The sequence below is a fragment of the Achromobacter maghribensis genome, from assembly GCF_057334215.1.
This window is the reverse complement of record NZ_JBHFII010000039.1, coordinates 219120-242154: the sequence shown is the minus strand read 5'-3', so window position 1 is coordinate 242154 and position 23035 is coordinate 219120. Positions and strand designations below refer to the sequence as shown.

General features: G+C 66.0%; 22 protein-coding genes and 1 pseudogene. 10 read left to right on the top strand and 13 right to left on the bottom strand.

The genetic code is table 11. From position 1 onward, the window contains the following. Together ACE039_RS16705 and ACE039_RS16700 are read right to left on the bottom strand one after the other, a co-directional pair. Positions 1-159, bottom strand: a pseudogene (locus tag ACE039_RS16705) (ABC transporter permease); the annotation flags it as partial. 3 nt (positions 160-162) lie between these two features. Continuing rightward, the gene (locus ACE039_RS16700) at positions 163-1170 is read right to left on the bottom strand and encodes an ABC transporter substrate-binding protein (RefSeq protein ID WP_105557471.1); all 1008 of its coding nucleotides are present in this window, start codon (positions 1168-1170) and stop codon (positions 163-165) included. Between the two features lie 320 nt (positions 1171-1490). On the opposite strand from ACE039_RS16700, the gene ACE039_RS16695 reads away from it, so the two are divergent. From ACE039_RS16695 to ACE039_RS16685, 3 genes are all read left to right on the top strand, one after another. Beyond that, entirely contained in the window at positions 1491-2402 is a 912-nt protein-coding gene (locus ACE039_RS16695; protein WP_313461421.1) for a LysR family transcriptional regulator, read from the top strand. 125 nt (positions 2403-2527) lie between these two features. Beyond that, the gene (locus ACE039_RS16690) at positions 2528-3199 is read left to right on the top strand and encodes a hypothetical protein (RefSeq protein ID WP_485822855.1); all 672 of its coding nucleotides are present in this window, start codon (positions 2528-2530) and stop codon (positions 3197-3199) included. A 47-nt stretch (positions 3200-3246) separates the two neighbouring features. Continuing rightward, positions 3247-4563 (top strand): MFS transporter, encoded by a 1317-nt coding sequence (locus ACE039_RS16685; protein ID WP_310030170.1) that lies wholly within the window; start codon positions 3247-3249, stop codon positions 4561-4563. Between the two features lie 84 nt (positions 4564-4647). Here ACE039_RS16685 and ACE039_RS16680 read toward each other — a convergent pair whose 3' ends face one another. From ACE039_RS16680 to ACE039_RS16665, 4 genes are all read right to left on the bottom strand, one after another. After that, a complete protein-coding gene (locus ACE039_RS16680; RefSeq protein ID WP_485822854.1) occupies positions 4648-5637 on the bottom strand; it encodes an NAD(P)-dependent oxidoreductase in 990 nt (329 codons plus the stop codon). Between the two features lie 5 nt (positions 5638-5642). After that, positions 5643-6599 carry a Bug family tripartite tricarboxylate transporter substrate binding protein gene (locus ACE039_RS16675; protein ID WP_448712909.1) on the bottom strand — a complete coding sequence of 319 codons (957 nt, stop codon included), beginning with the start codon at positions 6597-6599 and terminating at the stop codon, positions 5643-5645. Positions 6600-6680: 81 nt separating this feature from the next. Beyond that, positions 6681-7481 (bottom strand): class II aldolase/adducin family protein, encoded by an 801-nt coding sequence (locus tag ACE039_RS16670; protein ID WP_105557476.1) that lies wholly within the window; start codon positions 7479-7481, stop codon positions 6681-6683. Between the two features lie 106 nt (positions 7482-7587). Further along, on the bottom strand, positions 7588-8514 hold the full coding sequence (locus ACE039_RS16665) for a LysR family transcriptional regulator (protein WP_448712922.1): 927 nt from the start codon (positions 8512-8514) through the stop codon (positions 7588-7590). A 211-nt stretch (positions 8515-8725) separates the two neighbouring features. On the opposite strand from ACE039_RS16665, the gene ACE039_RS16660 reads away from it, so the two are divergent. The 5 genes from ACE039_RS16660 to ACE039_RS16640 all read left to right on the top strand — a co-directional run bounded on the left by ACE039_RS16660 (position 8726) and on the right by ACE039_RS16640 (position 14707). Next, on the top strand, positions 8726-10024 hold the full coding sequence (locus tag ACE039_RS16660) for an imelysin family protein (protein WP_313463920.1): 1299 nt from the start codon (positions 8726-8728) through the stop codon (positions 10022-10024). Beyond that, entirely contained in the window at positions 10021-11538 is a 1518-nt protein-coding gene (locus tag ACE039_RS16655; protein WP_485822853.1) for a di-heme oxidoreductase family protein, read from the top strand. The genes ACE039_RS16660 and ACE039_RS16655 overlap by 4 nt, the downstream gene beginning before the upstream one ends. Continuing rightward, positions 11538-12626 (top strand): imelysin family protein, encoded by a 1089-nt coding sequence (locus tag ACE039_RS16650; protein ID WP_485822852.1) that lies wholly within the window; start codon positions 11538-11540, stop codon positions 12624-12626. The genes ACE039_RS16655 and ACE039_RS16650 overlap by 1 nt, the downstream gene beginning before the upstream one ends. Beyond that, entirely contained in the window at positions 12616-13725 is a 1110-nt protein-coding gene (locus ACE039_RS16645) for a DUF1513 domain-containing protein (protein ID WP_485822851.1), read from the top strand. Before ACE039_RS16650 ends, ACE039_RS16645 begins: the two co-directional genes overlap by 11 nt. Before the next feature lie 121 nt (positions 13726-13846). Next, complete coding sequence (locus ACE039_RS16640) at positions 13847-14707, top strand: mechanosensitive ion channel family protein (protein WP_105557480.1); 861 nt, start codon at positions 13847-13849, stop codon at positions 14705-14707. A gap of 114 nt (positions 14708-14821) precedes the next feature. Here the strand turns inward: ACE039_RS16640 and ACE039_RS16635 are convergent, their stop codons facing one another. Further along, positions 14822-15583, bottom strand: a complete 762-nt coding sequence (locus tag ACE039_RS16635) for an IclR family transcriptional regulator (RefSeq protein ID WP_485822850.1) — start codon at positions 15581-15583, stop codon at positions 14822-14824. 160 nt (positions 15584-15743) lie between these two features. Between ACE039_RS16635 and ACE039_RS16630 the strand changes: the two genes are divergently transcribed. Then, a complete protein-coding gene (locus tag ACE039_RS16630; protein WP_313464665.1) occupies positions 15744-16733 on the top strand; it encodes a Bug family tripartite tricarboxylate transporter substrate binding protein in 990 nt (329 codons plus the stop codon). A 64-nt stretch (positions 16734-16797) separates the two neighbouring features. On the opposite strand, the gene ACE039_RS16625 is transcribed toward ACE039_RS16630, so the two are convergent. Further along, positions 16798-17589, bottom strand: a complete 792-nt coding sequence (locus tag ACE039_RS16625) for an RNA methyltransferase (protein ID WP_105557483.1) — start codon at positions 17587-17589, stop codon at positions 16798-16800. 131 nt (positions 17590-17720) lie between these two features. Here ACE039_RS16625 and ACE039_RS16620 point away from each other — a divergent pair, with 131 nt between their 5' ends. Then, entirely contained in the window at positions 17721-18506 is a 786-nt protein-coding gene (locus tag ACE039_RS16620; RefSeq protein ID WP_105557484.1) for an inositol monophosphatase family protein, read from the top strand. A 95-nt stretch (positions 18507-18601) separates the two neighbouring features. On the opposite strand, the gene ACE039_RS16615 is transcribed toward ACE039_RS16620, so the two are convergent. The 5 genes from ACE039_RS16615 to ACE039_RS16595 all read right to left on the bottom strand — a co-directional run. Then, on the bottom strand, positions 18602-19597 hold the full coding sequence (locus ACE039_RS16615; RefSeq protein WP_485822849.1) for an FAD:protein FMN transferase: 996 nt from the start codon (positions 19595-19597) through the stop codon (positions 18602-18604). A gap of 40 nt (positions 19598-19637) precedes the next feature. Beyond that, positions 19638-20138: a nitrous oxide reductase accessory protein NosL gene (locus tag ACE039_RS16610; RefSeq protein ID WP_485822848.1), complete on the bottom strand. Its 501-nt coding sequence runs from the start codon at positions 20136-20138 to the stop codon at positions 19638-19640. Continuing rightward, positions 20135-20965: an ABC transporter permease gene (locus ACE039_RS16605; RefSeq protein ID WP_313465168.1), complete on the bottom strand. Its 831-nt coding sequence runs from the start codon at positions 20963-20965 to the stop codon at positions 20135-20137. The genes ACE039_RS16610 and ACE039_RS16605 overlap by 4 nt, the downstream gene beginning before the upstream one ends. Beyond that, complete coding sequence (locus ACE039_RS16600) at positions 20962-21867, bottom strand: ABC transporter ATP-binding protein (RefSeq protein ID WP_485822847.1); 906 nt, start codon at positions 21865-21867, stop codon at positions 20962-20964. Before ACE039_RS16600 ends, ACE039_RS16605 begins: the two co-directional genes overlap by 4 nt. Next, on the bottom strand, positions 21864-23035 hold a 1172-nt coding region (locus ACE039_RS16595; protein ID WP_485822846.1), incomplete at its 5' end, for a nitrous oxide reductase family maturation protein NosD. The genes ACE039_RS16600 and ACE039_RS16595, both read right to left, overlap by 4 nt.

Genomic DNA, 23035 nt, shown 5'->3' with positions numbered 1-23035 from the left:
GGGGGCGCTGGGGGTGGGCAGCAGCACGGGGCTGACCAGTTGCAGGCGCACCACCAGGTCCCAGATCACGAAAAGCGCCAGCGGTCCGATCAGCGGCAGAAAGCGCGCGCCGTTGAATTTGCGGGGTGGCTGCTTGGCTGGGGCGGTCGTTGCGGTCATGGGTCAGCCCTTGTAAAGCATGGCCGACACGTCGACCTTCTGCGCGAAGATGCCCTTGTCGGTGAAGAGATCGAAGAATTTCTGGAAGTACTGGATGTCGCTGGGCGTGAACTCGTTGTAGAGCGTGTAGGCGGCCAGCGGCACTTCTTCGGTCATGGGGCCTTCGATGGCGGTGTAGCCCTTCATGAAGGGGCGCGCCTCGGCCGGCTTGGTGCGGATCAGTTCGATGCCGCGCGCATACGCCGCGATGAATTTCTTGCTTTCTTCCGGGTGCTTTTTCAGGAAGGCGGTGGTGAGCGATGCCGATCCGCCAAACCACGGCGCCATCGGATCGCCCAATACGTATTTGGCGATCACGCCCGTTTCCAGCACGCGCGTGGTGCCGTTCAGGCGGCCCACCGTGCCCGTGGGTTCCAGCGTGTAGCACGCATCCAACTGGCCGGCGGCAACCGCGGCCACGTGCTGGCTGATCGCCAACTCGACCACGGTTGCTCCGGTTGCGCCGGCGCGCTCCAGTACTGCTTTGGCCAGCGTGGCATTCTGGATGCCGGGTCCAGATCCGACCTTTTTCCCCTTGAGGTCTGCTATGGATTTGATGGGACTGTCTTTCGCGACGATGAACTCATCCAGCACGTTCTTGGCATTGCTGGGGTTGGACGCAAAAATCTTGAACAAGCCGGGCGAGGCGATCTCGCCGATGGCCAGGTTGGCCGAGCCCGTGCCGTTGGCGCTGCCGTCCGCGCGGCCGGCCAGCATGGCTTCCATGACCTGCTGCGCGCCTGCGAACTTGAGCGGCTCGACGTTCAGGCCCGCTTCCTTGAAGTAGCCTTTCTCGACGGCGGCGTAAAACGGCAGGCCGGCGGCCACGGGCCAGAAGCCGATGCGGATCACCGGGCCCGATTGCGCGCGCACCAGCGCGGGCGCGGCCAACGTTGCGGCGCCTAGCGCGGCCCCCTGGATCAGGCGGCGGCGGGTGGCGTTGAAGGCGTAGGGCGCATTGCGGTTGATCATGAGGGCTCCTGGTGTGCTGTCGGAATATTCCGGTGACGGCGCTTGCCTTGTAGACAAGCTTGCATACCAGTCATCAAGCAAAACCCGTGCCAACTTGGGCCGACGGGTCTTTTCCCTATGGCGGACGCCTCGCCCGGCGCCTGCGTGGTGCCTTCTATGAACCATTTTGGTGCATGCCGCACCACTTAAGGGGACGCAACGGCGTGTGGACCCGCTTTCCCGGGCAGTTGGGGGTTAGCATGTACGCGACCCGGGGCGTGCCGTTCCGGGCGTTTCAAGCAGATGGGAAACAGGGCGTCGCCAAGCGGCGACAGTTCAAGATGAATACGCGTTTTGTCGAAGCATTTCTGTGGTCGGCGCGGTTGGGCAGCTTCCGGGCCGCCAGCGACCGCCTCCATATCACCCAGGCGGCGGTGGCCAACCGCATCGCCTCGCTGGAAGAAGACATCGGCGCGCGCCTGTTCGAGCGCGACGCCAAAGAGCTGCGCCTGACCGCGGTCGGCACCCGGTTGCTTGATTACGGCGAGCGCTTGCTGGAAATCCGCCAGCAGATCCTGTCGCTGGGCAAGCGGGGCGATGAGGTCTTCGGCCTGGTGCGCATCGGCGCGATCGAAACCGTGGTGCATACCTGGCTGATCGGTTTTCTGACGAACCTGAAATCCACCTACCCGGGCATCGAGGTGCAATTGACGTCCGAAACCACGCGGGCGCTGCACCGGGGGTTGCGCGAAGGCGCGCTGGACATTGCGCTGCAGACGGACCTGCTGAACGATACCGGCATCATCAGCACGGCCTGCCTGCCCATGGAAATGGGGTGGGTGGGGCGTGCGGGCGACGACGAATCGCTGACCGTGCAGCAACTGCTGGGCGAACCCGTGCTGACCATGAGCCCCGGCTCGCAGCCGCATGAAGCGCTGAAGGCGCTGTACCGCGAGGTCGGCATGCCCCAGGGCAAAGTGCACTGCGTCAGTTCCATCTCGGCCCTGGCACGGCTGGTCAAGAGCGGTTTCGGGCGTGCGCTCGTGCCGCTGCCGCCCATCTACGAATACGTGGCGCGCGGGGAAGTGCAGGTCATTCGCAGCGACATGCCGGTGCCGCCGCAGCTGCTGGTGGTGAGCTATGTGGAAAGCGCTGGATCGGATGCCATCCGGCTGGTCGCGGAGCTGGCCAGCCGGGCGTCGGACCAGTTCACGATGTCGGTGGCGGAACCGCGATTCGGATCCGCGCAATAGGGTTATCCCTAGAGCGCCGCTCAGTAATTCTGTTGCTGGAAGGAAGAATTACTCGTTTGTCCCCGCACCGCATGGCGGATGAAGATGTGGCCTTCTGAAAATGAAGGAACGCTGGTCTTCCCCTTATGAGCCATTCAGCCCCCATCGCTTCGATTTCCCATGGCCTGCTGTTCGTCGCTTCCGACGTAGGCGCTGCCGACGAGCCCGATTTCAATCGCTGGTACGACCGCGAGCATGTCGAGGAGCGCGTGCGCATCCCCGGCTTCCTGTCGGGCGCGCGCTATGTATCGCGCAGCGGCGGTCGCAAGTACCTGGGCCTGTACCGCACCGAATCGCTGGCCGCATTCACCACCGCCGACTACCGCGCCGCGTTCGAGTGCCAGACGCCGTGGTCCATCGCGAACCTGGACCGCATGCGCGACCCGATGCGCCGGGTGTGTGCCGTCGAGGCCGTCACGGGGTTCGGCAGCGGCAGTCAATTGGTCGTGCTGCCGTTGCCCGGTGGCGAGGACGCCGCGGCGCGGGTCGCGCAGGCCCGGGCCGCGGGTCTGGCGCTGTCCCAGGCCGACGGCTTCGTGCAGTCTTATCTGCTGGTTCCGGACGCGACGCTCAGCACGCCGCTGCCGCGCGAAAGCACCGACAACCGCACGCTGGCGCCCCTGTTCGTCGTCGAGGCCAGCACCGTGCTGGCGGCGCATGCCCTGCGGGCCCAGGCGGCCAGCGCCTTCAATACGAGCCCGGCGGACGGCTGGCTGCTTGAACTGGGCTGGAAGCTTTCCGCGTCCGAGCTGCGCTGAACGCCGTCAGGCCTGATTCTCTACCCACAGACTACAAGGGGAAATCCATGGCAGAACATGCCTTGCACGCCCAGCCGGCCAACACCGCGGGCGCGCCAAACAAGATGCGCCGGCTGGCCATGGCCAGTTCGGTCGGCACCACGCTGGAGTGGTACGACTTCACCATCTATAACCTGATGGCGGCGCTGGTCTTCAATTCAATCTTCTTCCCGTCTTTCGATCCGCTCACGGGCACCATCCTGGCCTTTTCCACTTACGCGGTGGGTTATGTGTCGCGGCCGTTGGGTGGCATTGTGTTCGGTCATCTGGGCGACCGCCTGGGGCGCAAGTTCGTGCTGGTGGCAACACTGGTCATCATGGGTATTTCGACCGGGCTGATGGGTCTGCTGCCTACCTATGCGACATGGGGCGTCTGGGCGCCGGTGGCGCTGGTGGCCTTGCGCTTCGTGCAAGGCGTGGCGCTGGGCGGGGAATGGGCAGGAGCCGTCCTGCTGTCGATGGAACACGGCAAGCCGGACCAGCGCGGACGCAATGCCTCGTTCACGCAGGTCGGCCCGTCGTGCGGCACGCTGATCGGCACCGGCTTCATCGCCCTGGTAACGGCCTTTGTCAGCGCCGAAGACTTCCAGGCCTGGGGCTGGCGCCTTCCGTTCGTGTCCAGCGTGGCGCTGGTGATGTTCGGCCTGTGGTTGCGCCGTGGCGTGGAAGAAACGCCCGTGTTTCGCGAAATGGAAGAAAAGCGCGAGACCGCCAGCACGCCCATCAAGGAAGTGTTGGGCCAGCATTGGCGTCAACTGCTGATCGCGGGCGGGTCGCGCATCGGCTCGGACGTGTTGTACGCGCTGGTCGTCGTCTTCACGCTGACGTATGTGACGACCGTGCTGCACCTGTCGCGGCCGATGGCGCTGACCGCCACCATGCTGGGCGCGGCGCTGAATGCGATTGCCGTGCCGCTGTGCGGGGCGCTGTCCGACAAGATCGGCCGCAAACCGGTGTATCTGTTGGGCGCGGTGCTGGGCATGATCTGGGCGTTTGTGTTTTTCGTGCTGATGGATACGGCGCATCCCATCGCCATCTGCGCCGCAGTCGTGGTGGGCCTGTTGATCCACGCGTTGATGTACGGCCCGCAGGCGGCCTTCATAACCGAACAGTTCCCGGGGCGCGTGCGCTACGCCGGGTCGTCCCTGGCCTACACCCTGGCCGGCATCGTGGGCGGCGGCTTCGCGCCGCTGATCATTGCCAGCCTGTACAAGTCCTGGAGTTCGACCGTGGCGGTTTCGCTGTACGTGGCGGCCGCGCTGGCCGTGACGGCAATCGCGCTGCTGGCGGCCAAGGAAACGGCCAAGGCGCCTTTGCAGCGCTAGGCGTGGCCCGGCGCCGGCCTGAAGGGTTGGCTGGTACTTCGGCCCGGACTTATCGTCCGGGCTTTTTTTTCGCGCCTTGGCGCCTCAGCCCACCAGCCTGTTCGCCAAGGGCTCGGCGTTCGTCCAGCGGCGTAGATTCTCCAGGAACAGGCGTCGCACGCGGGCGTGATTGCCATCCGAGAATCCGGCGCTATGCGGGGTGACGATGACGTTATCCATCGCCCACAGGGCAGACGCGGGCGGCAGCGGTTCCTGCTGGAACACGTCCAGGAACGCGCCGCCCAGTCGGCCCGCCGCCAACGCTTCGATCAGGGCCGCTTCATCGATGACATGGCCGCGCGCCACGTTCACGATCGACGCGTGCGCGGGCAGGGCGGCCAGCGCCTGCCGGTCAACCAGGTCCCGCGTGGCGGGCGTCAACGGGCAGGCCAGCACCAGCCAGTCGGCCCGGGGCAGTACGCCAGCCAGATCTTCGTAGCGGGCGGTATGCCGCGCCTGGGGCACGGGCGTGCCCGAATGGCGCACGACGGACAGCGTCAGGCCCAGTGCAAGCAGAAGTTCGCCGATGCGCTGGCCGATGCCTCCCCATCCGACCACGACCGCATGCTGGCCGGCCAGGTCGCGTGGCGTGCGCGCGCCCAGCAGGGGGCGCCACGCGCGATCGCGCTGGTCCGCCGCCAGCAGCGGCAAGCGGCGCGCCAGGGCCAGCACGCCGCCAATCGCCGTTTGCGCCACCACGGCGTCGCTGGCGCCTTGCGAGGTGGTGATGGCCACGCCACGCGCATGCAGGCTCTGATAGATCTCGCGGTCGGCGCCGGCCGAATGCACATGCACCCAGCGCAGGTCGGGCGCGTGGCGCATCGCCTCGTAATAGCGGGCGGTCTCCGGCGTGATCTGGAACTTGGTCGACGCACCCGTGATGTCGCGCGACACGAAGGCCACCTGCGCATCGCAAGGTTGGCCGTCTTCGGGGTGGCGCAGGATGAAGCGCTGACCCGAAGACGAAAGCGCCTGGGTCAGGGCGGCCGCTTCGGCGGGCGAACACAGGATGCGCAGGTCGGATGTCGGGGTCATGGGCGTCAGTTGGCGCTGGGTTCGAACTTGCGCACCAGCGCTGCCCACTTGTCATGCTCCTGCCGGATGAAGGTGGCAAATTGCGCTGGCGTGCCGCCGACGGGTTCGGCCCCTTCATGAAGCATCTGCGCCTGTAGCGAGGGCAGGGCGGCATTGACTTCGCGGTTGATCGTGTTCACCACCGCCGGCGGCGTGCCCTTGGGCGCGAAGAATCCGAACCAGGAACCGGCGTCGAAGCCGGGGTAGCCCGATTCCGCGATGGTGGGCAAGTCGGGCAAGGTGGCCGAGCGCTGAAGCGTGCTGACCGCCAGCGGGCGTAGCTTGCCGGCACGGATCTGTCCGATCACCGACGGGATGGTGGCGAACATGAAATCGATGCGTCCGGCCAGCAGGTCGTTGACGGCGTCGGCGCCTTTATACGGCACGTGCGTGGCCTGCACGCCCAGCTGGTCCATCAGCATATAGCTGGACAGGTGCGAAGACGTGCCCACGCCCGTCGAACTGTAATTCAGGTGGGACGCCTTCTTGACGTATTCCAGGAAGCCCTTGATATCTTTGGCGGGGGACGACGGGGGCACCACCAGCACATTGGGCACCGTCGCGATCTGCACCATCGGGATCAGGTCCGTCAGGGGATTGAATGGCAGCTTCGTCAGCGACGCGTTGACGGCGATGGGGCCGACGGAATTGACGATCAGGGTGTGGCCGTCCGGCGCGGCGCGAACGACGAATTCCGTGCCGATGTTGCCACCGGCCCCGGGCTTGTTTTCGACCACGAAGGGTTGCCCCAGCGTTTTGGACAACGCGTTGGACATGCTGCGCGTCAGCGTGTCGGTCGTGCCGCCGGCGGTGAACGCGACGATGACCTTGACGGGCTTGTCGGGGTAGTCTGCGGCGGCGGGCAGCGACGTACAGGCGCAGGCCGCCGCTGCGGCGGCGAGCAGGGCTCGGGCAGTGTTCATATCGTCTCCGTTCGTGGTTGTTGTCTTGGACTTCTGCGGCGCCGTGCCGCCACGTCGGCCGGCGCCATGGGAAAGCGGGATTCAGTCGCGGAAGCCCGGATCGATGCGGTCCAGCTTGCGCAACAGGGCCGGCCACTCCATGACGCCATAAGGGCGCCGCGTGCCGGGCTGGTAGTTGTTCCAGGTTTCTTCCAGCACGGCCGGGCTGACGGCGCGCAGGGGCGCGCCCGTGGCCATTGCCGCCAGTTGCGCGCGGCACGCCAGTTCCAGTCGATGCATCCAGTTGAACGCTTCGCCCACTGTCCTGCCGACGGTCAGCGCCCCGTGGTTGCGCAAGATCAGCGCTTCGCCCTGGCCCAGGTCTTGCAGCAGGGACGCCTGCTCGTCCAGGTCCAGCACCACGCCTTGGTAGTCGTGATAGCCGATCTTCAGGAAGCGCATGGCCGTTTGCGTCAGCGGCAGCAGCCCGCAGTCCAGCGAGGCAACCGCCATGGATGCCCAGCTGTGCGTGTGGATCACGCAATCCACCTCGTGACGCGCGCGATGCACGGCGCTGTGGATCACGTAGCCCGCTTTGTTGATGCCGTAACCCAGGTCGCCGAAATCGGGCTTGGCCAGGATCGTGCCGTCCAGGTCCACCTTGATCAGGCTGGAGGCGGTGATCTCTTCGTACATCATGCCGTAGGGGTTGATGAGGAAGGCGTTGTCTTCGCCCGGCACACGTGACGAGATGTGGTTGGCCATCATGTCGGCCATGCCATAGTGTTCGACCAGCCGATAACAGGCGGCCAGGTCGACGCGGGCCTGCCATTCCTGATCGGAACAGTGCGGCCGCATGGACGGAATGGGAAGCGAGCCCGGGCGTCGGGTGTCAGTCGTCATCGGATTTCAAGAAGGTCTGCGGCCACAACACCATGTCGCGGCGTCCACGGATGCAATTTATCCGTGCGATCTTCCCTGGCCTAGCCATGCAGCCGGCATGGGCCCATCACGAATCGAGAAGGGTCGCGCCCGGCCAGGCGCCATGGCGCACCTGCGCCCGCATCACGTCCACCAGCACCACGCGCGCCGCCAGCGCGGCCGGCGACAGTTCTTCTTCATTGATGCAGTGCACCGCGTTGCGGCGAAACAGGAAGGGATCGTCGATGGGGTGCATGTTTAGCAGCCCGGCCTCGGCCCGCGCCACCGCCGCGCCGGGTTGAATCGTTGCGATCGCGTTGGCTTGCACCAGGTCCATCAGCGTGGTCAGGCCGTCGACTTCCACTTCCACCCACGGTTCGATTCCGGCGCGTTCGAACGCCGCCTCGACCCAGGCGCGCAGGCCGTGCGCCTTGCTGGTGACCGCCAGCGGCAAGGCCGCCAGTTGGGCGATGGTGACGGGTTCGCCATCGGGCTGATCGAACATGCCGCGCCGCGCCAGCAGGAACAGCCGTTCGTCCAGCACGGGGATCGTGCTGCGGGCCTGGCCGCTGTCGTTCTGGAACAGCACCGCCAGGTCCAGACGGCGGTTGTTGAGCTGTTCGCCCAGGTTGCCCGACAAGCCTTCCACCAGGTGCAGGCGCACATTGGGGTAGCGCTGGGCCATTGCCGCGTAGAACGGCTTGGCCAGCAAGGAGGCGGTGGTGGGCGCGAACCCCACGCTGACCATGCCCGACAACCGGGCCTCGCGGGCGGCGGCCACGGCGTTCTCTGCGTGGCGCAGCGTCAGGCGGGCCTGGCGCAGGAACGCCGTGCCGGCGTCGGTGGGGACGGCGCCGGTGTGCGTGCGCATCAGCAGCCGCGTGGCCAATTCGCTTTCCAGGCGGCTGATCTGCTGGCTCAGCGCCGAGGCGACCACGCCCAGATCGCGCGCGGCGCGGCCGATGCTGCCCAATTCGGCCACGCGGACGAAGTAGCGGAGTTGGCGGAGTTCCATGGCGTCGAAATAAGGGTCGGCAAAGCCGGATAGTAGCGGTCGAACGCCCATTTCAGCGTGGATTCCTGCGGATCCGGCATTCAAAAAAACGTCAGCTATCTGACTTCGCGCTGAATATCAAACGAAAATTGTTTACACTCGCATCCACAAAATTGAAGTCGGAACGGCCCGCCGCGGGGGCGGACACCGTTCGAGTTACGGGAGAAAGTCGATGCGCAAGTTGCTTTTGGGTGCGGTACTGGCCGCCGCGGTATTCGGGGGCACGGCCCACGCCGCGGTAGAGCCCAAGGCCGTGGTCGCCACCTATTCGGATCTGGCGCTGGCGGGTTATGAAGATTCGCTCACCGCCGCCAAGACGCTGCGCACCGCCATTAACGCCCTGGTCGCCAAGCCCAGCCCCGAAACGCTGAAGGCCGCGCGCGAAGCGTGGCTGGCTGCCCGCGTGCCGTACCAGCAGACCGAGGCCTACCGCTTCGGCAATCCCATCGTCGACGATTGGGAAGGCCGCGTGAACGCCTGGCCGCTGGATGAAGGGCTGATCGACTACGTGGACGCGTCCTACGGCACCGAAAACGACGAGAACGCCTATTACGCCGTCAACGTCATCGCCAATTCCAAGATCTCGGTGGGTGGCAAGACCGTCGATGTCAGCAAGATCACGCCGAAGCTGCTGTCCGAAGTGCTGCACGAGGCCGACGGCAACGAGTCCAACGTGGCCACCGGCTACCACGCCATCGAATTCCTGCTCTGGGGCCAGGACCTGAACGGCACCGGCCCCGCGCCGGGCGACCGCAAGGGCACGCCGCAGGAACGCCATTCGGGCAACCGTCCGCACACGGACTTCGATACCAAGCAATGCACTGGCGGACACTGCGAACGCCGCATTGAATTCCTGAAGGCCGTGACCGATCTGCTGGTGACGGACCTGGAAGAAATGGTGGGTAACTGGAAGCGGGACGGCGCGGCGCGCAAGGCCGTGGAAGAAGATCCCAAGGCTGGCCTGATCGCCATGCTGACCGGTCTGGGCAGCCTGTCGTACGGCGAACTGGCCGGCGAACGCATGAAGCTCGGCCTGATGTTGCATGATCCGGAAGAAGAGCACGATTGCTTCTCGGACAACACGCACAACGCGCACTACTACGACCAATTGGGCATCCGCAACGTCTACCTTGGCGCCTATACCCGCATCGACGGCAAGCAGGTCAAGGGTGCCAGCCTGTCGGAACTGGTCAAGGCCAAGGATCCGAAGCTGGATGCCGAAGTGCGCGCCAAGCTGGACGCCACCGTGGCCGCCATGCAGGCGATGAAGACGCGCGCCGAAACGGTCGAAACCTACGACCAGATGATTGCCGACGGCAATAAGGAAGGCAACGCGATGGTGCAGGCCGCCATCGACCGCCTGGTCGATCAGACCCGCAGCCTGGAACGCGTGATCACGTTGCTGGAACTGGGCAAGGTTGCCATTGAAGGTTCCGACAGCCTTGATAAACCCGACGCCGTATTCAAGTGAAACTCGTATTAGCCGCCGTACTGGCGGCGTCGGCCCATGCCGGCGCCGCCGCCGCACCTGAAGTACCCGCCGGGCGTGATGACCTTACGCCCGAAGATCAGAAACGTGTTACCGGCATTACCGCGCCCACGCGTGATTTCTCGAAGGTGGAAACCTTCGAGATCATGCAGGCCGGGGCGGCCACCACCAACAAGCTCATCAACGCCGACATCTTTTCGCAACCGTCGGCCAACATGAGCTTCGAACGTCGACAGGAATTCCAGGTCGGCAACGGCTTGTTCCGCAAGGACTGGGTGTCGGCGCCTGCCTCCACGCAGGCGTCCGATGGCCTGGGACCGCTATTCAACGCGCGCTCGTGCCAGGCCTGTCACACCAAGGACGGACGCGGCACCGTGCCGGGTTTCGATCCTTTGGAACGCACGGACGCGGTGGCGCTGTTGCTGCGGCTTGCCGTGCCGAACGGCCCCGACCGCGGTCACCCCAAACTTGCCGCAGGCGAGCTCGCCACCTTGCCCGAGCCCGTCTACGGCGTGCAGCTGCAGAACTTCGCGGTGGCGGGCCTGCCGGGCGAAGGCCGCATGGAGATCGAGTACGAACCCGTCACCGTTGCGCTCAACGGCGGCGAAACCGCCACGTTGATGAAGCCCACGTACCGCATCGACAACCTGGGCTATGGCCCGATGCGCGCCGACACGCAGATTTCGCCGCGCCTGGCGCCGCCGATGATCGGGCTGGGCCTGCTGGAGTCCGTCCACGAGGCCGACATCCTGGCCAACGTGGGGGCCGACAAACGCGACGGCATCGTCGGCAAGCCCAACTGGGTCACCGATGCGCGCACCGGCGCGCGCGTGCTGGGCCGCTTCAACCTGAAGGCCGGGCAGCCGACGGTCGAACAGCAAAGCGCCGCGGCGTTCTCGAACGACATGGGCTTGTCCACGCCGATGTTCCCGAAGCACTCGGGCGACTGCACGCCCGCGCAGAAGCAGTGCCTGGACATGCCGCATGGCGCGCAGCCGCGCTTCGGGCCCGAGGAAGTCCCGGCCAAGCTGATGGACTTCGTCACGACCTACTCGACCAATCTGGCTGTGCCGCAGCGTCGCGATGCGGATGACGCACGCGTGCTGGCGGGCAAGAAGCTGTTCTACGAAGCGAACTGCGTGGCCTGCCACGTACCCAAGTACGTGACCAGCCGCAATGCCAAGCAGGCCGAACACCGCTTCCAGCTGATCTGGCCCTACACCGACATGCTGGTGCATGACATGGGCGATGACCTGGCGGACGGCGTGCCCGACGGCCAAGCCAGTGGCCGTGAATGGCGCACGCCGCCGCTGTGGGGCATTGGCCTGACCAAGACCGTGAACCCCAGCGCCACCTGGCTGCATGACGGGCGTGCCCGCACGCTGCTGGAAGCCGTGCTGTGGCATGGCGGCGCGGGCAAACCCGCGCGCGACCGCGTGGTGGCGATGACGCCCGACGAGCGCGCCGACCTGATCCGTTTCCTGGAGTCGCTGTGATGGCCCGATTCTTCTCGCCCGTGTTCAAGCATGCCGTGACGGCCCTGGTGCTGGCGGCCGTGCCGCTGGCCGCCCAGGCCGAATTGCCCGCCGACCTGGGCGAACGTCTGGCGCGCGATTACGCCCGCCCGGCCGTGGGCAAGATGGCGGATGCCGCGGCCGCGATGGATCGCGAGCTGGGCGGCTGGTGCGCCAAGCCGGACGCGGCTGGCGCGGCGCGCGTCGGCGACGCCTTCGCGAATCTGGCCCTGGCTTGGTCCGGGGTGGAAATCCTGCGCTTCGGCCCGCTGGTTCAGGCCAACCGTTTCGAACGCCTGGCGTTCTGGCCGGACACGCGCGGCGTGATGCCCAGGCAGGTGCAGCAGTTGATCGCCGCGGGCGACCCGGCATTGCTGGCGCCGGGCGCGCTGGCCGGCCGCAGCGTGGCGGTGCAGGGGCTGCCTGCCCTGGAATACGTGCTGTACGGCGAACCCGCGCTGCTCAAGCAGACAAGCGCGCCGACGTTCGGCTACGCGTGCGGCTATGCGCGCGCCGTGGCCGCCAACGTCGCGACGATTTCTGGCGATGTGGCGCAGGCTTGGGGCGCGCAGGGCGAATTCGGCCGCCAGTTCGCCAAGCCGCAAGCCAGCAACGATCTGTACCGCGATCCGCAGGAAGTCGCGGCCGAGGCCATGAAGGCGTTGTCCACCGGCCTGCAGTTTGCGCGCGACGTGAAGATCCTGCCCGTGCTGGGCGAATCGGCCGAGGCGGCCCGTCCCAAGCGCGCCGCCTTCTGGCGCAGCGAGCTTTCCATGCGCTTGCTGGCGGCCAACCTGGACGGCCTGAAGGCGTTCTATCAGGCCGGCGGCTATCCGCTGCCCAAGGGCGGCGATTGGATGGATGTGTCGGTGCGCAGCGAATTGCAGAATGCGGCGCAAGGCTTGCAGGCCGTGCCGGCGCCTCTGGAAGCCGCGCTGAAACAGGAAGACGGCCGTCGCCAGTTGCTGCTGGCGGCACTGACGATCCAGAACGCCAAGGCCATCGTCGACCAGGACCTGGCGCCCGCGCTGGGCGTTACGATCGGGTTCAACGCGCTCGATGGTGATTGATCGCCGCCGCTTTCTGTCGCTGGCTGCGGCGTTGGGTTTGTCTCCCGGCGCGGCGCGGGCGGTACTGCCGGCCAACGGTGGGCCGCTATACCTGAGCGCGCGCAAGCGCGGCGGGCGTGACGAAGCGGTGTTGCTGGACGAGACCGGCGGCGACCGGCTGGTGGTGCCCATGCCCGCGCGCGGGCACAGCTTCGCCATCGATGCCGCCCATCAGCGCGCGGTCGTGTTCGGCCGCCAGCCCGGGTTCTTCGCCGTGGCGTTTTCGCTGCGCGGGGGCGAGCCGCAAGCCCTGCCCATGCCCGACGAACGTCATTTCTTCGGCCATGGCGCATTCGTGGATGGCGGACGGCTGCTTGCCGCCACCGAGAACGATTTCGAAGGCGGCCGGGGCGTGCTGGGCATTTACGATGCCTCGCCCGGAGGCGGCTGGCGGCGTGTCGGCGAATTCGATTCCGGCGGCATCGGTCCGCACGAAGTCGTGCTGATGCCCGACGGCAAAACCCTGTGCGTGGCCAACGGCGGCATCCTCACGCACCCCGACTACGGCAAGCTGGAACTGAACCTGGATACGATGCGGCCGTCGCTGGCCTACATCGATGCGGCCAGCGGCCAACTACTCGAAAAGGTGGAACTGGCGCCCGAGCTGCATCGCTTGTCGATCCGGCATCTGGCGCTTGCGGCCGACGGTTGCGTGTGGTTTGGCTGCCAGTACATGGGCCCGGCGGCAGACCGCCCGGCGTTGGTGGGACGGCATCGCCGCGGCGCGGCGCTTGAGCTTTTCGAAGGGCCGGCCGAGACCTTGCGCAACATGCGCAACTATGTGGGTTCGGTGGCCGTGGACGCCGCAGGCGGCATCGTCGCTACCTCCAGCCCCGTGGGCGGACAGGTGATTTATTGGGACACCGCGAACGGCCATTGCCTGGGGACGACGCGGTTGGCCGACGGCTGCGGCGTGGCGCCCGCCGCCCAGGCCGGCTTCCTGGTCAGCAGCGGTTTGGGCGCGATGCTGCGCACCGATGCCGTGGGCGGGGAATCGCCCGTGCTGCCTCCGTCGCGCGAGGTGTCCTGGGACAATCATTTCCGCATTGTGCCGGCCTGACCGTTGTTGCGCGCCGGGCAGGCGTATCCTTACAAAGCTTGACATCATGGGGCCGCATCGCGGCCCTTCGTTTAACGATCCTCTGATACAGTTTTCGGTTGTCAATTTTGCGGGAGATTCCATGGAAGACGCGTTGAAGGAATTTAGCGCCTGGGCCCCCAGGCTGATGGATATGGGCATCAATCTGCTTGTTGCCTTGCTTATCCTGATCGTCGGCTGGTGGGTATCGTCGCTGTTGGGCGGATGGGTTCGGCGCGCCGCTTCGCGGTCCACCAAGATCGATCCCACCATCGTGCCGATGTTCTACAGCACGGTCGTGTGGACGGTACGCATCTTCACGGTCATTGCCGTGCTGGCGCGGTTCGGCGTGCAGACGGCCAGCCTGATCGCCGTGCTGGGCGCCGCCGGTCTGGCTGTGGGCCTGGCGTTGCAAGGCACGCTGCAGAATATCGCCGCGGGCATCATGCTGCTGATCCTTCGCCCCATTCGCGCGGGCGAGTACATTGCGCTGAGTTCCGGCGCCGACGGCACGGTGGAAGAGGTCGGTTTGTTCCTGACGCGTTTGGTGCAGGTCGACGGCATTCATCTGACGTTGCCCAACAGCACCGTATGGAACGCCACCATCACCAACTACAGCCGCAACAAAACGCGCCGCCTGGATATCCCGGTGCCGGTTCGCTACGGCGACGATCTGGAAGTGGTGCTGGCCAAGCTGAAGGAAATCGTCGATGCGCGCCCGGATGCGCTGAAAGATCCCGAACCGCTGGTCAAGGTGTTCGAATACAAGGAAAACGGCGTCATCGTGAACGTGCGCGTTTGGGCCTTGGCCGACAACTATTGGGACCTGCGCTGGGGCCTGTACCAGCAGATCCGGTCGGCGTTGGAAGCGGCGGGTTTCCAGCCGCCGATCCCGCTGCGTGAAATCCAGAACGCCAAAAGCGTCGGCAAGGCCGAGGCCGCTCCTGGCAGCGCCGCGACCTGATTCCCAAGTCTGGCCTGAAGACGGCCGCCCGATAAAAAACCCCGAAAGTTGGACCTGGATCCAGCTCTCGGGGTTTTTTTATTCGGGCGCTTTCTTTTGGCGTTGCCGCGCCGTTCAGGCCTGCAAGGCCAGCCGCGCCAGTTCCGCCTTGATCCACCCGGCGATTTCGCGTTGGCGCTGGGCCGGCATGCGGTCGATGATGGCCGTGACGCTCACGGCCAGCAGTGGCGCGCCCTGGGAATCCAGCAATGCGCACCCGACGCCGAGCGCGCCGCGCACCGCGTGGTTGCCCACCACCGAATAGCCGCGGGCCCGCGTGTTTTCGATCAGTCGATACATTTCCTGCGGCGTCATGCCGCCGTACTCGTCCAGCCGTCCGGAGTTGCGCTCGACGATGCCGCGCGCCATGTCGTCGGGCAGCGCGGCCAGCAGCGCCATGCCGCCCGAGCCCACGCCCAGCGGTTGGCGTTTACCGGCGTAGGTCGCCAGGATCTGCACGGGGTAGCTGCCGATCTCGCGATGCAGGCTGATGGAATCGTCGTCGTCGCGCACCACCAGGAAGACGGCGTCGCCCGTGCGGTCGGCCAGGCGGCGCAGCACGGGCAGCAACTGGCGCACCCGTGGATCGCGCGAGCGCGTGTCCGGGTCCACCGCCAACTGGGCGCGGTATTTCTTGGTGCCCGTCACCGGCAGCACCAGGCCGGCGTCCAGCAGGGCGGCCAGCAGGCGGTAAATGGTGGGGCGTTGAATGCCCGTCAGGCGGGCGATATCTGTCACGCTGAGGCCGTCGGGCCCCTGGTCGCGTAACGCGGCCAGAACGGCTAAACCGCGCCGCAACGTGCGTGGGCCTGCGGCCGCGGCATCACTGTCTTGCATGCAAATCTCTGAGATCTTTAGGTAAGTGCGGAACGGCCAAGGGAAAACCATTGTCCGTAGCGTGGACTCTACCTTGATGCACTCGCCGTGTATAGCTCAGAATGCAGCATCTAATAATTCGAATCGTCCATCTAATGGACAGTACCTGCACGGAGACATTATGACTACAGGTCAAAAGCCTGGCCTGCGGCGTCTGGCCGCCACCCTTCTGGCCACCGCCGCAAGCGCATTCACCATGGGCGCCGCCCATGCCGCCTACCCCGACAAGCCTGTCCGTATCGTGGTCGGTTTTTCCGCCGGCGGCACAACGGACGTGATCGCCCGCATCATGGCCAAGGAACTCACCGAGAGCCTGGGTCAATCGTTCGTGGTCGAGAACAAGCCCGGCGCCGGCAGCAACATCGCTACCGACCAGGTCCAGCGCGCCGCCCCTGACGGCTACACGCTGCTGTTCGTGGCCGTCACCAGCGCCATCAACCAGACGCTGTACAAGAACGTCACGTTCGATCTGCGCAAGGACTTCGCGCCGGTGGCGTTGGGCGCCAAGGTGCCCAACATCCTGGTCGTGAACCCGCAAGTGCCGGTGAAGTCGGTGCAAGAGCTGATCGACTACGCCAAGAAGAATCCCGGCAAGCTGGCGTTCGCCTCCTCGGGCAGCGGCACCTCCATCCACATGGCAGGTGAACTGTTCAAGATGAAGGCGGGCATTGACGTGCTGCACGTGCCCTACAAGGGCAGCGCGCCGGCGGTTACCGACCTGATCGGCGGCCAGGTGCAGTTCATGTTCGACAACATGCCCTCGGCGTGGCCGCATGCCCAATCGGGCAAGCTGCGCGCTCTGGCCGTGACCACCAGCGATCGTTCCAAGAGCGCGCCGGACCTGCCCACGATGAAGGAATCGGGCTTTACCGATTTCGACGTGTCGTCGTGGTTCGGTCTGCTGGCGCCTGCCGGCACGCCGCCGGAAGTGATCAACAAGCTGAACGCCGCGATGCAGCAAGCCCTGGACAAAGCGTCCGTGCAGACTAGCTTCGAGAAGCTGGGCGCCGTGGGCGTGAAGACCACGCCGGCCGAATTCGGCCAGTTCATCAAGTCGGAAGTGGAAGGCTGGGCCCCGGTGGTCAAGGCCTCGGGCGCCACGGTGGACTGATCGTCGTATTCCCCGGCTGGCTTGCCGCCGGGGACGTACCACAGGGACAGGCAAACGCCTGTCCCTATTTTTTTGCGCCGCCGTTGCGCCGAGCGGTCGCCAGCATCGCCGTGCACACGCCGCGCATCATGTCGACTTCATCGCGGGTCAGGGCAGGGCGCGAAAACAGGTGGCGCATGCGCGGCATCAGCTTCTTGGGGTGCGCCGGGTCCAGGAACTGGATGCCGATCAGCGCTTCTTCCCAGTGCGCCAGGAACGCCTGCACGGCCTCGCTGGAGGCGGGTTCCGCGCCCCGGGAAGGTTCCTGGGCGGTGGAGGCAGGCAGCAGCGCCGCGCCCTGGTCCACCAGCAACGCGTAACGCAGTTCCCAGGCCGCCAGTTGCAGGGCCTGGGCGACGTTCAGCGAGCTGTACTCGGGATTGGCGGGAATATGGCAGATGCGGTGGCACAGTGCGATCTGGGCGTTGGTCAGCCCGGCGCGCTCGGTGCCCAGCACGATCGCGGCGACGCCTTCGGCTGTCTCGGCCAGATGGGCGCAGGCCAGGTCGGCCGCCTGGCGGATATCGCACGGCGGAGGGCCAAGGTCGCGCACGCGGGCCGTCAGGGCGAAAGCCAGGGTGACCGGCGCCAGCGCGGCCTCCAGTGACGGATAGATGCGTGCGTTTTCCAGGACATCCAGCGCGCCGCTGGCGAGCGCCACGGCCTCAGGCTGGCTTGTTACATCTGGAAATTTAGGCTCGACCAGCACCAGTTCCGAGAAGCCCATTGTCTTGATTGCACGGGCCGCCGAACCGACGTTTCCGGGGTGGCTGGGGTTCACCATAACGAAGCGAACACGTGAAAATGCTTGAGTCATTTAAAATGGCACGTTTGGCTGAGTGCCTTCCTGGTTTTTTGGGTCGATTTCCCCGGTGGGGGCGACGACGGACCCGGGAGGCGGCAAGTGGCCTACCATCACGCGAACCCACCGCATACGTACGGAATTTTATGCACCCGATGCTCAACATCGCCATCAAGGCGGCCCGGCGTGCCGGCACCATTATCAACCGTGCCAGCATGGATTTGGAACGACTCAGCGTGGCTCGCAAGGGGCCGCGCGATTATGTCACGGAAGTCGATCGCGCCGCCGAGGAGTCCATCGTCGAAACGCTGCATGCCGCTTACCCGGACCATGCCGTGCTGGGCGAGGAATTCGGGCTGCAAGGTCCCGACCAAGCCGAATTCCAGTGGATCATCGATCCCCTGGACGGCACGACGAACTTCATCCACGGCCTGCCCAACTACGCCGTGTCGATCGCGCTGACGCAGCGCGGCCAGGTCACGCAAGCCGTTATCTACGACCCGTCGCGCAATGAACTGTTCACGGCCAGCCGTGGCAGCGGTACGTTCCTGAACGACCGCCGCGTGCGCGTTTCGGGCCGCACCCGCTACCACGAGGCGCTGCTGGGCGCCCACTGGCCCAGCGCTGGCGACCCCGAACAGGGCTCGCAGCGCTTCCGTCAGATGGCCGAAGGCGCCACCGGCGTGCGCCGCCTGGGCGCCACCGTGCTGGACCTGGCTTACGTGGCCTGCGGCCGCCTGGACGGCTTCTGCGGCGTGGGCCTGAAGCCCTGGGACGTGGCTGCCGGCAGCCTGATGGTCCTGGAAGCCGGCGGCCTGATTGCCGACTTCGACGGCGAACAAGGCTGGATGGACAGCGGCAACGTCCTGGCCGCCAGCCCGAAGATCTTCACGCAAATGCTGACGTCGCTGAACACGCCGTCGGCCGCCTGATATCGGACGGACCCGTCCCGCAAGTCAAGAACCGGCCGATTGGCCGGTTTTTTTTGGGTTTGCTCCGGGAGGGGGCATCCCGGGTTTACGGCGTGCTAGCCGGGTTCGCCCTGCCGCACCAGTTTCCCGTCGGGCAGCACGAACCAGGCGCGCAATCCCAGCGTGCGCACGAGGGGCGCCGCGGCCGATAGCGGCATATGGGAGAAGGCCGTGGACAAGGCGTCCGCGGTGGTGGCGTCGGGCGCCATGACGGACACGCTGCGGTAGCGAGGCTGCGCGCTGCCTGTGCGAGGGTCGAACAGGTGCGTGTACCGGCCCGAGGCATCGATCGCCGTGCCGTAGCCGCCGGACGTGGCCAATGCGTGGTTCCGTATCGGCGCCGACGCAAGAATCCGTTCGGGAGCCAGCGGGTCCGCCAATCCGACCTGCCATTCACCGGGCGATGCGCGCATGTCCAGCCCGCGTATCTCGCCCATGTCCACCAGCGCGCGCTCAAGCCCGCCTTGCCGGAGCAAATCAGTGATGCGATCGGTGATGTAGCCCTGGGCGATGCCATTGAGCGTCAGGCCCATGCCGGGGCGGGTCAAGCGGATGCGCTGGCTGTCCAACGTCATGGCCTCGTATGACACGAGCGATAGCGCATGCGCGATCTGCGCCGTTGGCGGGCCTTCGGGGACGGCGCCCGCCTGCGCGAAATGCCGCGAGTAAACCTGCCACAGCGGCTGCACGGTCGGGTCGAACGCGCCGCCCGTCAATTGGCTGAAGCGGCGGCTGTCGCTCAGCAGGCGCAGCAGGTCGGCGGGGGGCTCGTCCAGGAATCCCTGGCGGTTCAGGATCGATAACGCGCTGTCCTCGCGGTATAGGCTGAACACGCGTTCCAGCCGGCGCAGTTCCTGCAGCGACTGCGCGATCAAGCGTTGCGCCGCTGCGGTGTCGGGATGGTAGATGCGCAGTTCCGCGTCGGCGCCCAACGCCACGCCTTGCCACGTGACGGGCGTGATGGCGGCCCAGGCTCGGCGTGCCGGAAGGGAGGTCAACGCCAGCGCGGAGGCTGCGGCGATGCCGATGAAACGGCGGCGGTTGGGATTCATGGCGTTGTGACTCGAAGGGCGCGCACGGGCCTGCCGCGCGCTATTGGGCGAAGACATATTGTTCCGGCACGTCGGAAAAGGCGACGACCCGTCCGCCATGGGCCTGGCTGAACGCCAGGGCGTCCGCGCGTCGGGAAAACGGCATGGCGTCTTCAGCGCCCATACCGCCGATGAAGCGGCCTTCGATGACGTAGAACGCCTGGCGCGCGTCGATCCACGCGGTGGCGTCCGGCGCGCCGTCCGGGCCGGCCGTGCCCATGTCGTTGACGTAAAGGGCGCTGACGGCTTTGGGCTCTTCGGGTAGCAGCGTGTAGGCGAAAAGCTGCTTGATCGACGAAAACCATACCGGGTCCGGACGTCCCTGGATGAAGATCTGTCCTTTTGGGCCGGCATGGTCGGCCAGCGCCATGCCGCAATAGTGGCCAACCGACTGCGCGCTGACGGATTGCGGCGGGGGCGGGGGAGAGGCATCCCCAACGTCGCCGCAGCCGGCGATAGCCAGCAGGGCGGTCAGGCTCAAGGCAAGCGGAAGGGATCTCATAGCGGTTTGCTCCTGAAAGCCGCCGCGGCCAGCACGAAGGGCACGGCGATCCATAGCAGTTGCGCCGCCACCAGCGCGGATACGGGCAGGCTGGCCTGATCGCTGACGCCTGCCATCCCGGCGTACTGCGAAATATTCTCGAAGCCCGTCAGGTTCAACAAGCGATACACGTCCGACGGGTTAAGCAACAGCAGCGTATTGAGCAGGCCCGGGCTGATGTGGCGCCCCTGATCGGCCGCCAGCACGCCCAGCAGCGCCATGTCGTAGATCACGACGAAAAACAGCCACACGCCCACGGCGATGCCTGCGGCGGTCGCGCGTTCGCGCACAAGCGTGCTGATCAGATAACCCATCGCCAGAAAGCTGGCGCCCAGCAGGATGCTGGCGCCGATCAACAGCGCGAAAGGCTGCCAGGCGGCGGGGTCAAGGCCGCCATTGGCCCATTGCAGCGCCAGGCCCGCCGAGCCGTAACCGGCGCTGGTGGCCAGCGCCAGGATGGCCAGATGGCCGAAGAACTTGCCGACGATCACCTGCCAGCGCGACACGGGGTAGCTCAGCAGCAGCGCCATGGTGCCCCGGTCGATCTCGCCGACCACGGCGTCGTAGGCAAGCAGCATGGCGATGAGGGGGACCAGGAAGATCGACAGGCTGGACAGGCTGACGACCGTGACGGCCAACGGGTCGGCCTTGACCGTGCCGGTCGGCGAACTGCCCAGCAGCCCCAGCGCCAACGCCAGCGCGGCCAGAAGCAGGGCGGTGGCCAGGACCCAGCGATTGCGCAGCCCGTCGCGGATTTCCTTGCCGATGATGGTGAATACCGCGTTCATACGTCTTCCCGTTCAAGCAGGTGTGCATAGATGTCGTCCAACCCGGGCACCAGGATGTCCAGGTCGGCGAGGGGCGGCGCCAGGGCGCCGAGGCTGCGTATCGCATCGATCTTGTCTTGTTCCAGGCAAGCCAGTTCATAGCGGCGGGCGTCAATGCGGCGCCACGCGTCCGGCAGCGTCGCGCCCGCCTGTGAATCCTCGAACGTCAGCCGGATGCGGATCGGCAGGCCCGTCGAGCGTCGTAGCGCCGACATCGCGCCGTCGGCGATCTTCTTGCCGGCCTTCATGACCAGGATGCGGTCGGCATGCCCCGCCAGCTCCGACAAGGCATGCGTGCTGAGCAGGATGGTGGCGCCGTCGGCGCGCAGTTCATGGACGATGTCGTAGAACATCAGGCGCGAGGCCGGATCCAGGCCGGTGGTCGGCTCGTCGAACAACAGCACACGAGGCTGTCCAAGCAGCGCCTGCGCCAGCGCCAGGCGTTGCCGCATGCCTTTGGAATATCCCCCGACCCGCCGGTGCGCGGCGCCGGCAATGCCGACTTTCTCAAGCAGCCGGGCATTGCCGCTGAGCGGCTGGCGTTTGAGTCTGGCGTAGAAAGCCAGTGTCTCCGCGCCGGTCATGGACGGGTGCAACGCGACGGTCTCGGGCAGATAGCCGATCTTGCCGCGCAGGCGCGCAGCGGCGGCGCCATGGGCATCGTGGCCGAACAGCGCGACGCGCCCGTGGGTGGGGCGTATCAGACCCAGGATCAGTTTGATCAACGTGCTTTTGCCCGCGCCGTTATGCCCGGCCAGCGCAACGCACTCGCCTTCATGCAATTGCAGGTCCAGGCCGTCGATGGCCCGCAGCTCGCCATAATGTTTGCTGACGCCGGCAAGGGCCACAAGATCGGTGTTCATGGTGCTTCCTTTGGGTTCTCGCCGGGCGCGGACGGAGGATTCATCAGCGGCGCGCTGTCGATGACGCCTCCGGGCAGCAGGGCGGGAAATTGCGACTGTGCCCACCGCACAATGGAAATGGCCGGGCTGTTCAGCAATATGCGGGCGGAGGGCGCACGCCACAGCAATTGATCCACGACGTCATTGGGGCGGTAGGCCGTGTCGGCGATGCCATCGCCGTTCAGGTCGAACGCGGTGTTGTCGCTCCAATAGTTGCCGCGGCCGTCGACGGACCAGTCCAGCGTGCGCGTGCCCACGTACTTGACCTGGTTCCGGTTGTTGACGAACGCATTTCCGGAAATCTGGTTGCCCTCGGATCCGGCGGTGAAATGCACGCCGATGTCGCAATTGGCGAAGCGGTTGTCCAGGAAGGCGTTCTTGTTGGCGTTGTAGATGAACACGCATTTGCCGGCGCGGTCGATGGTGTTTCCGGTGACTTGCGACTGGTTGGCGTAATTCAGCATCAAGCCCTGTTCACGGCTGTCGATCGCCAGATTGTCTTTGACGACCAGCCGGTGCGAATACATGATTGCGTAGGCAATGTCGGTGCCCGTCGCGATGTTGCCGCTGACTTCGCTATCGTTGGTGTACATGTAATGGATCGCGTAGCGCAGATCGTGGAACCGGTTGCCGCTGAACGTGTTCAGCTTGCTGGTGTTCACGAAGATACCGTCGCGGCCGGCGGAAATATCGTTATCCAGCACGCGTGTGCCGGGCGCGTTCCAAAGCGTGACGCCGTTGCCCCGTTCGGCGACGCGCAACTCGCGGTTTCCCACGATGCGGTTCTGCTGGACGGTCGCGTCGGAAGGGCCCCAGACGTGCACGCCAACGAGGTTGTCCAGGATGTCGTTGCGCTCGATCAGCGCGCGGTCTGCCGTGCGGTCCAGGAAAATACCTGCATCCATGTCCGACAGGCTCAGGCCGGACAGCGTGACGGTCAGGTTGCGTACCGACACGCCGGCCGCCTTGATCCACAATGTGCGGCCCTGGCGGGTTCCCCGGATGACGGCGGAACGGTCATCGGGGCCTTCCAGCGTCAGGGCCTTGTCGATGACGATGCCGCCCACGTATGTGCCTGGCGCCAGGCTGAGCACGTCGCCTTCCCTGGCGGCCGCGATCGCGGCCCCCC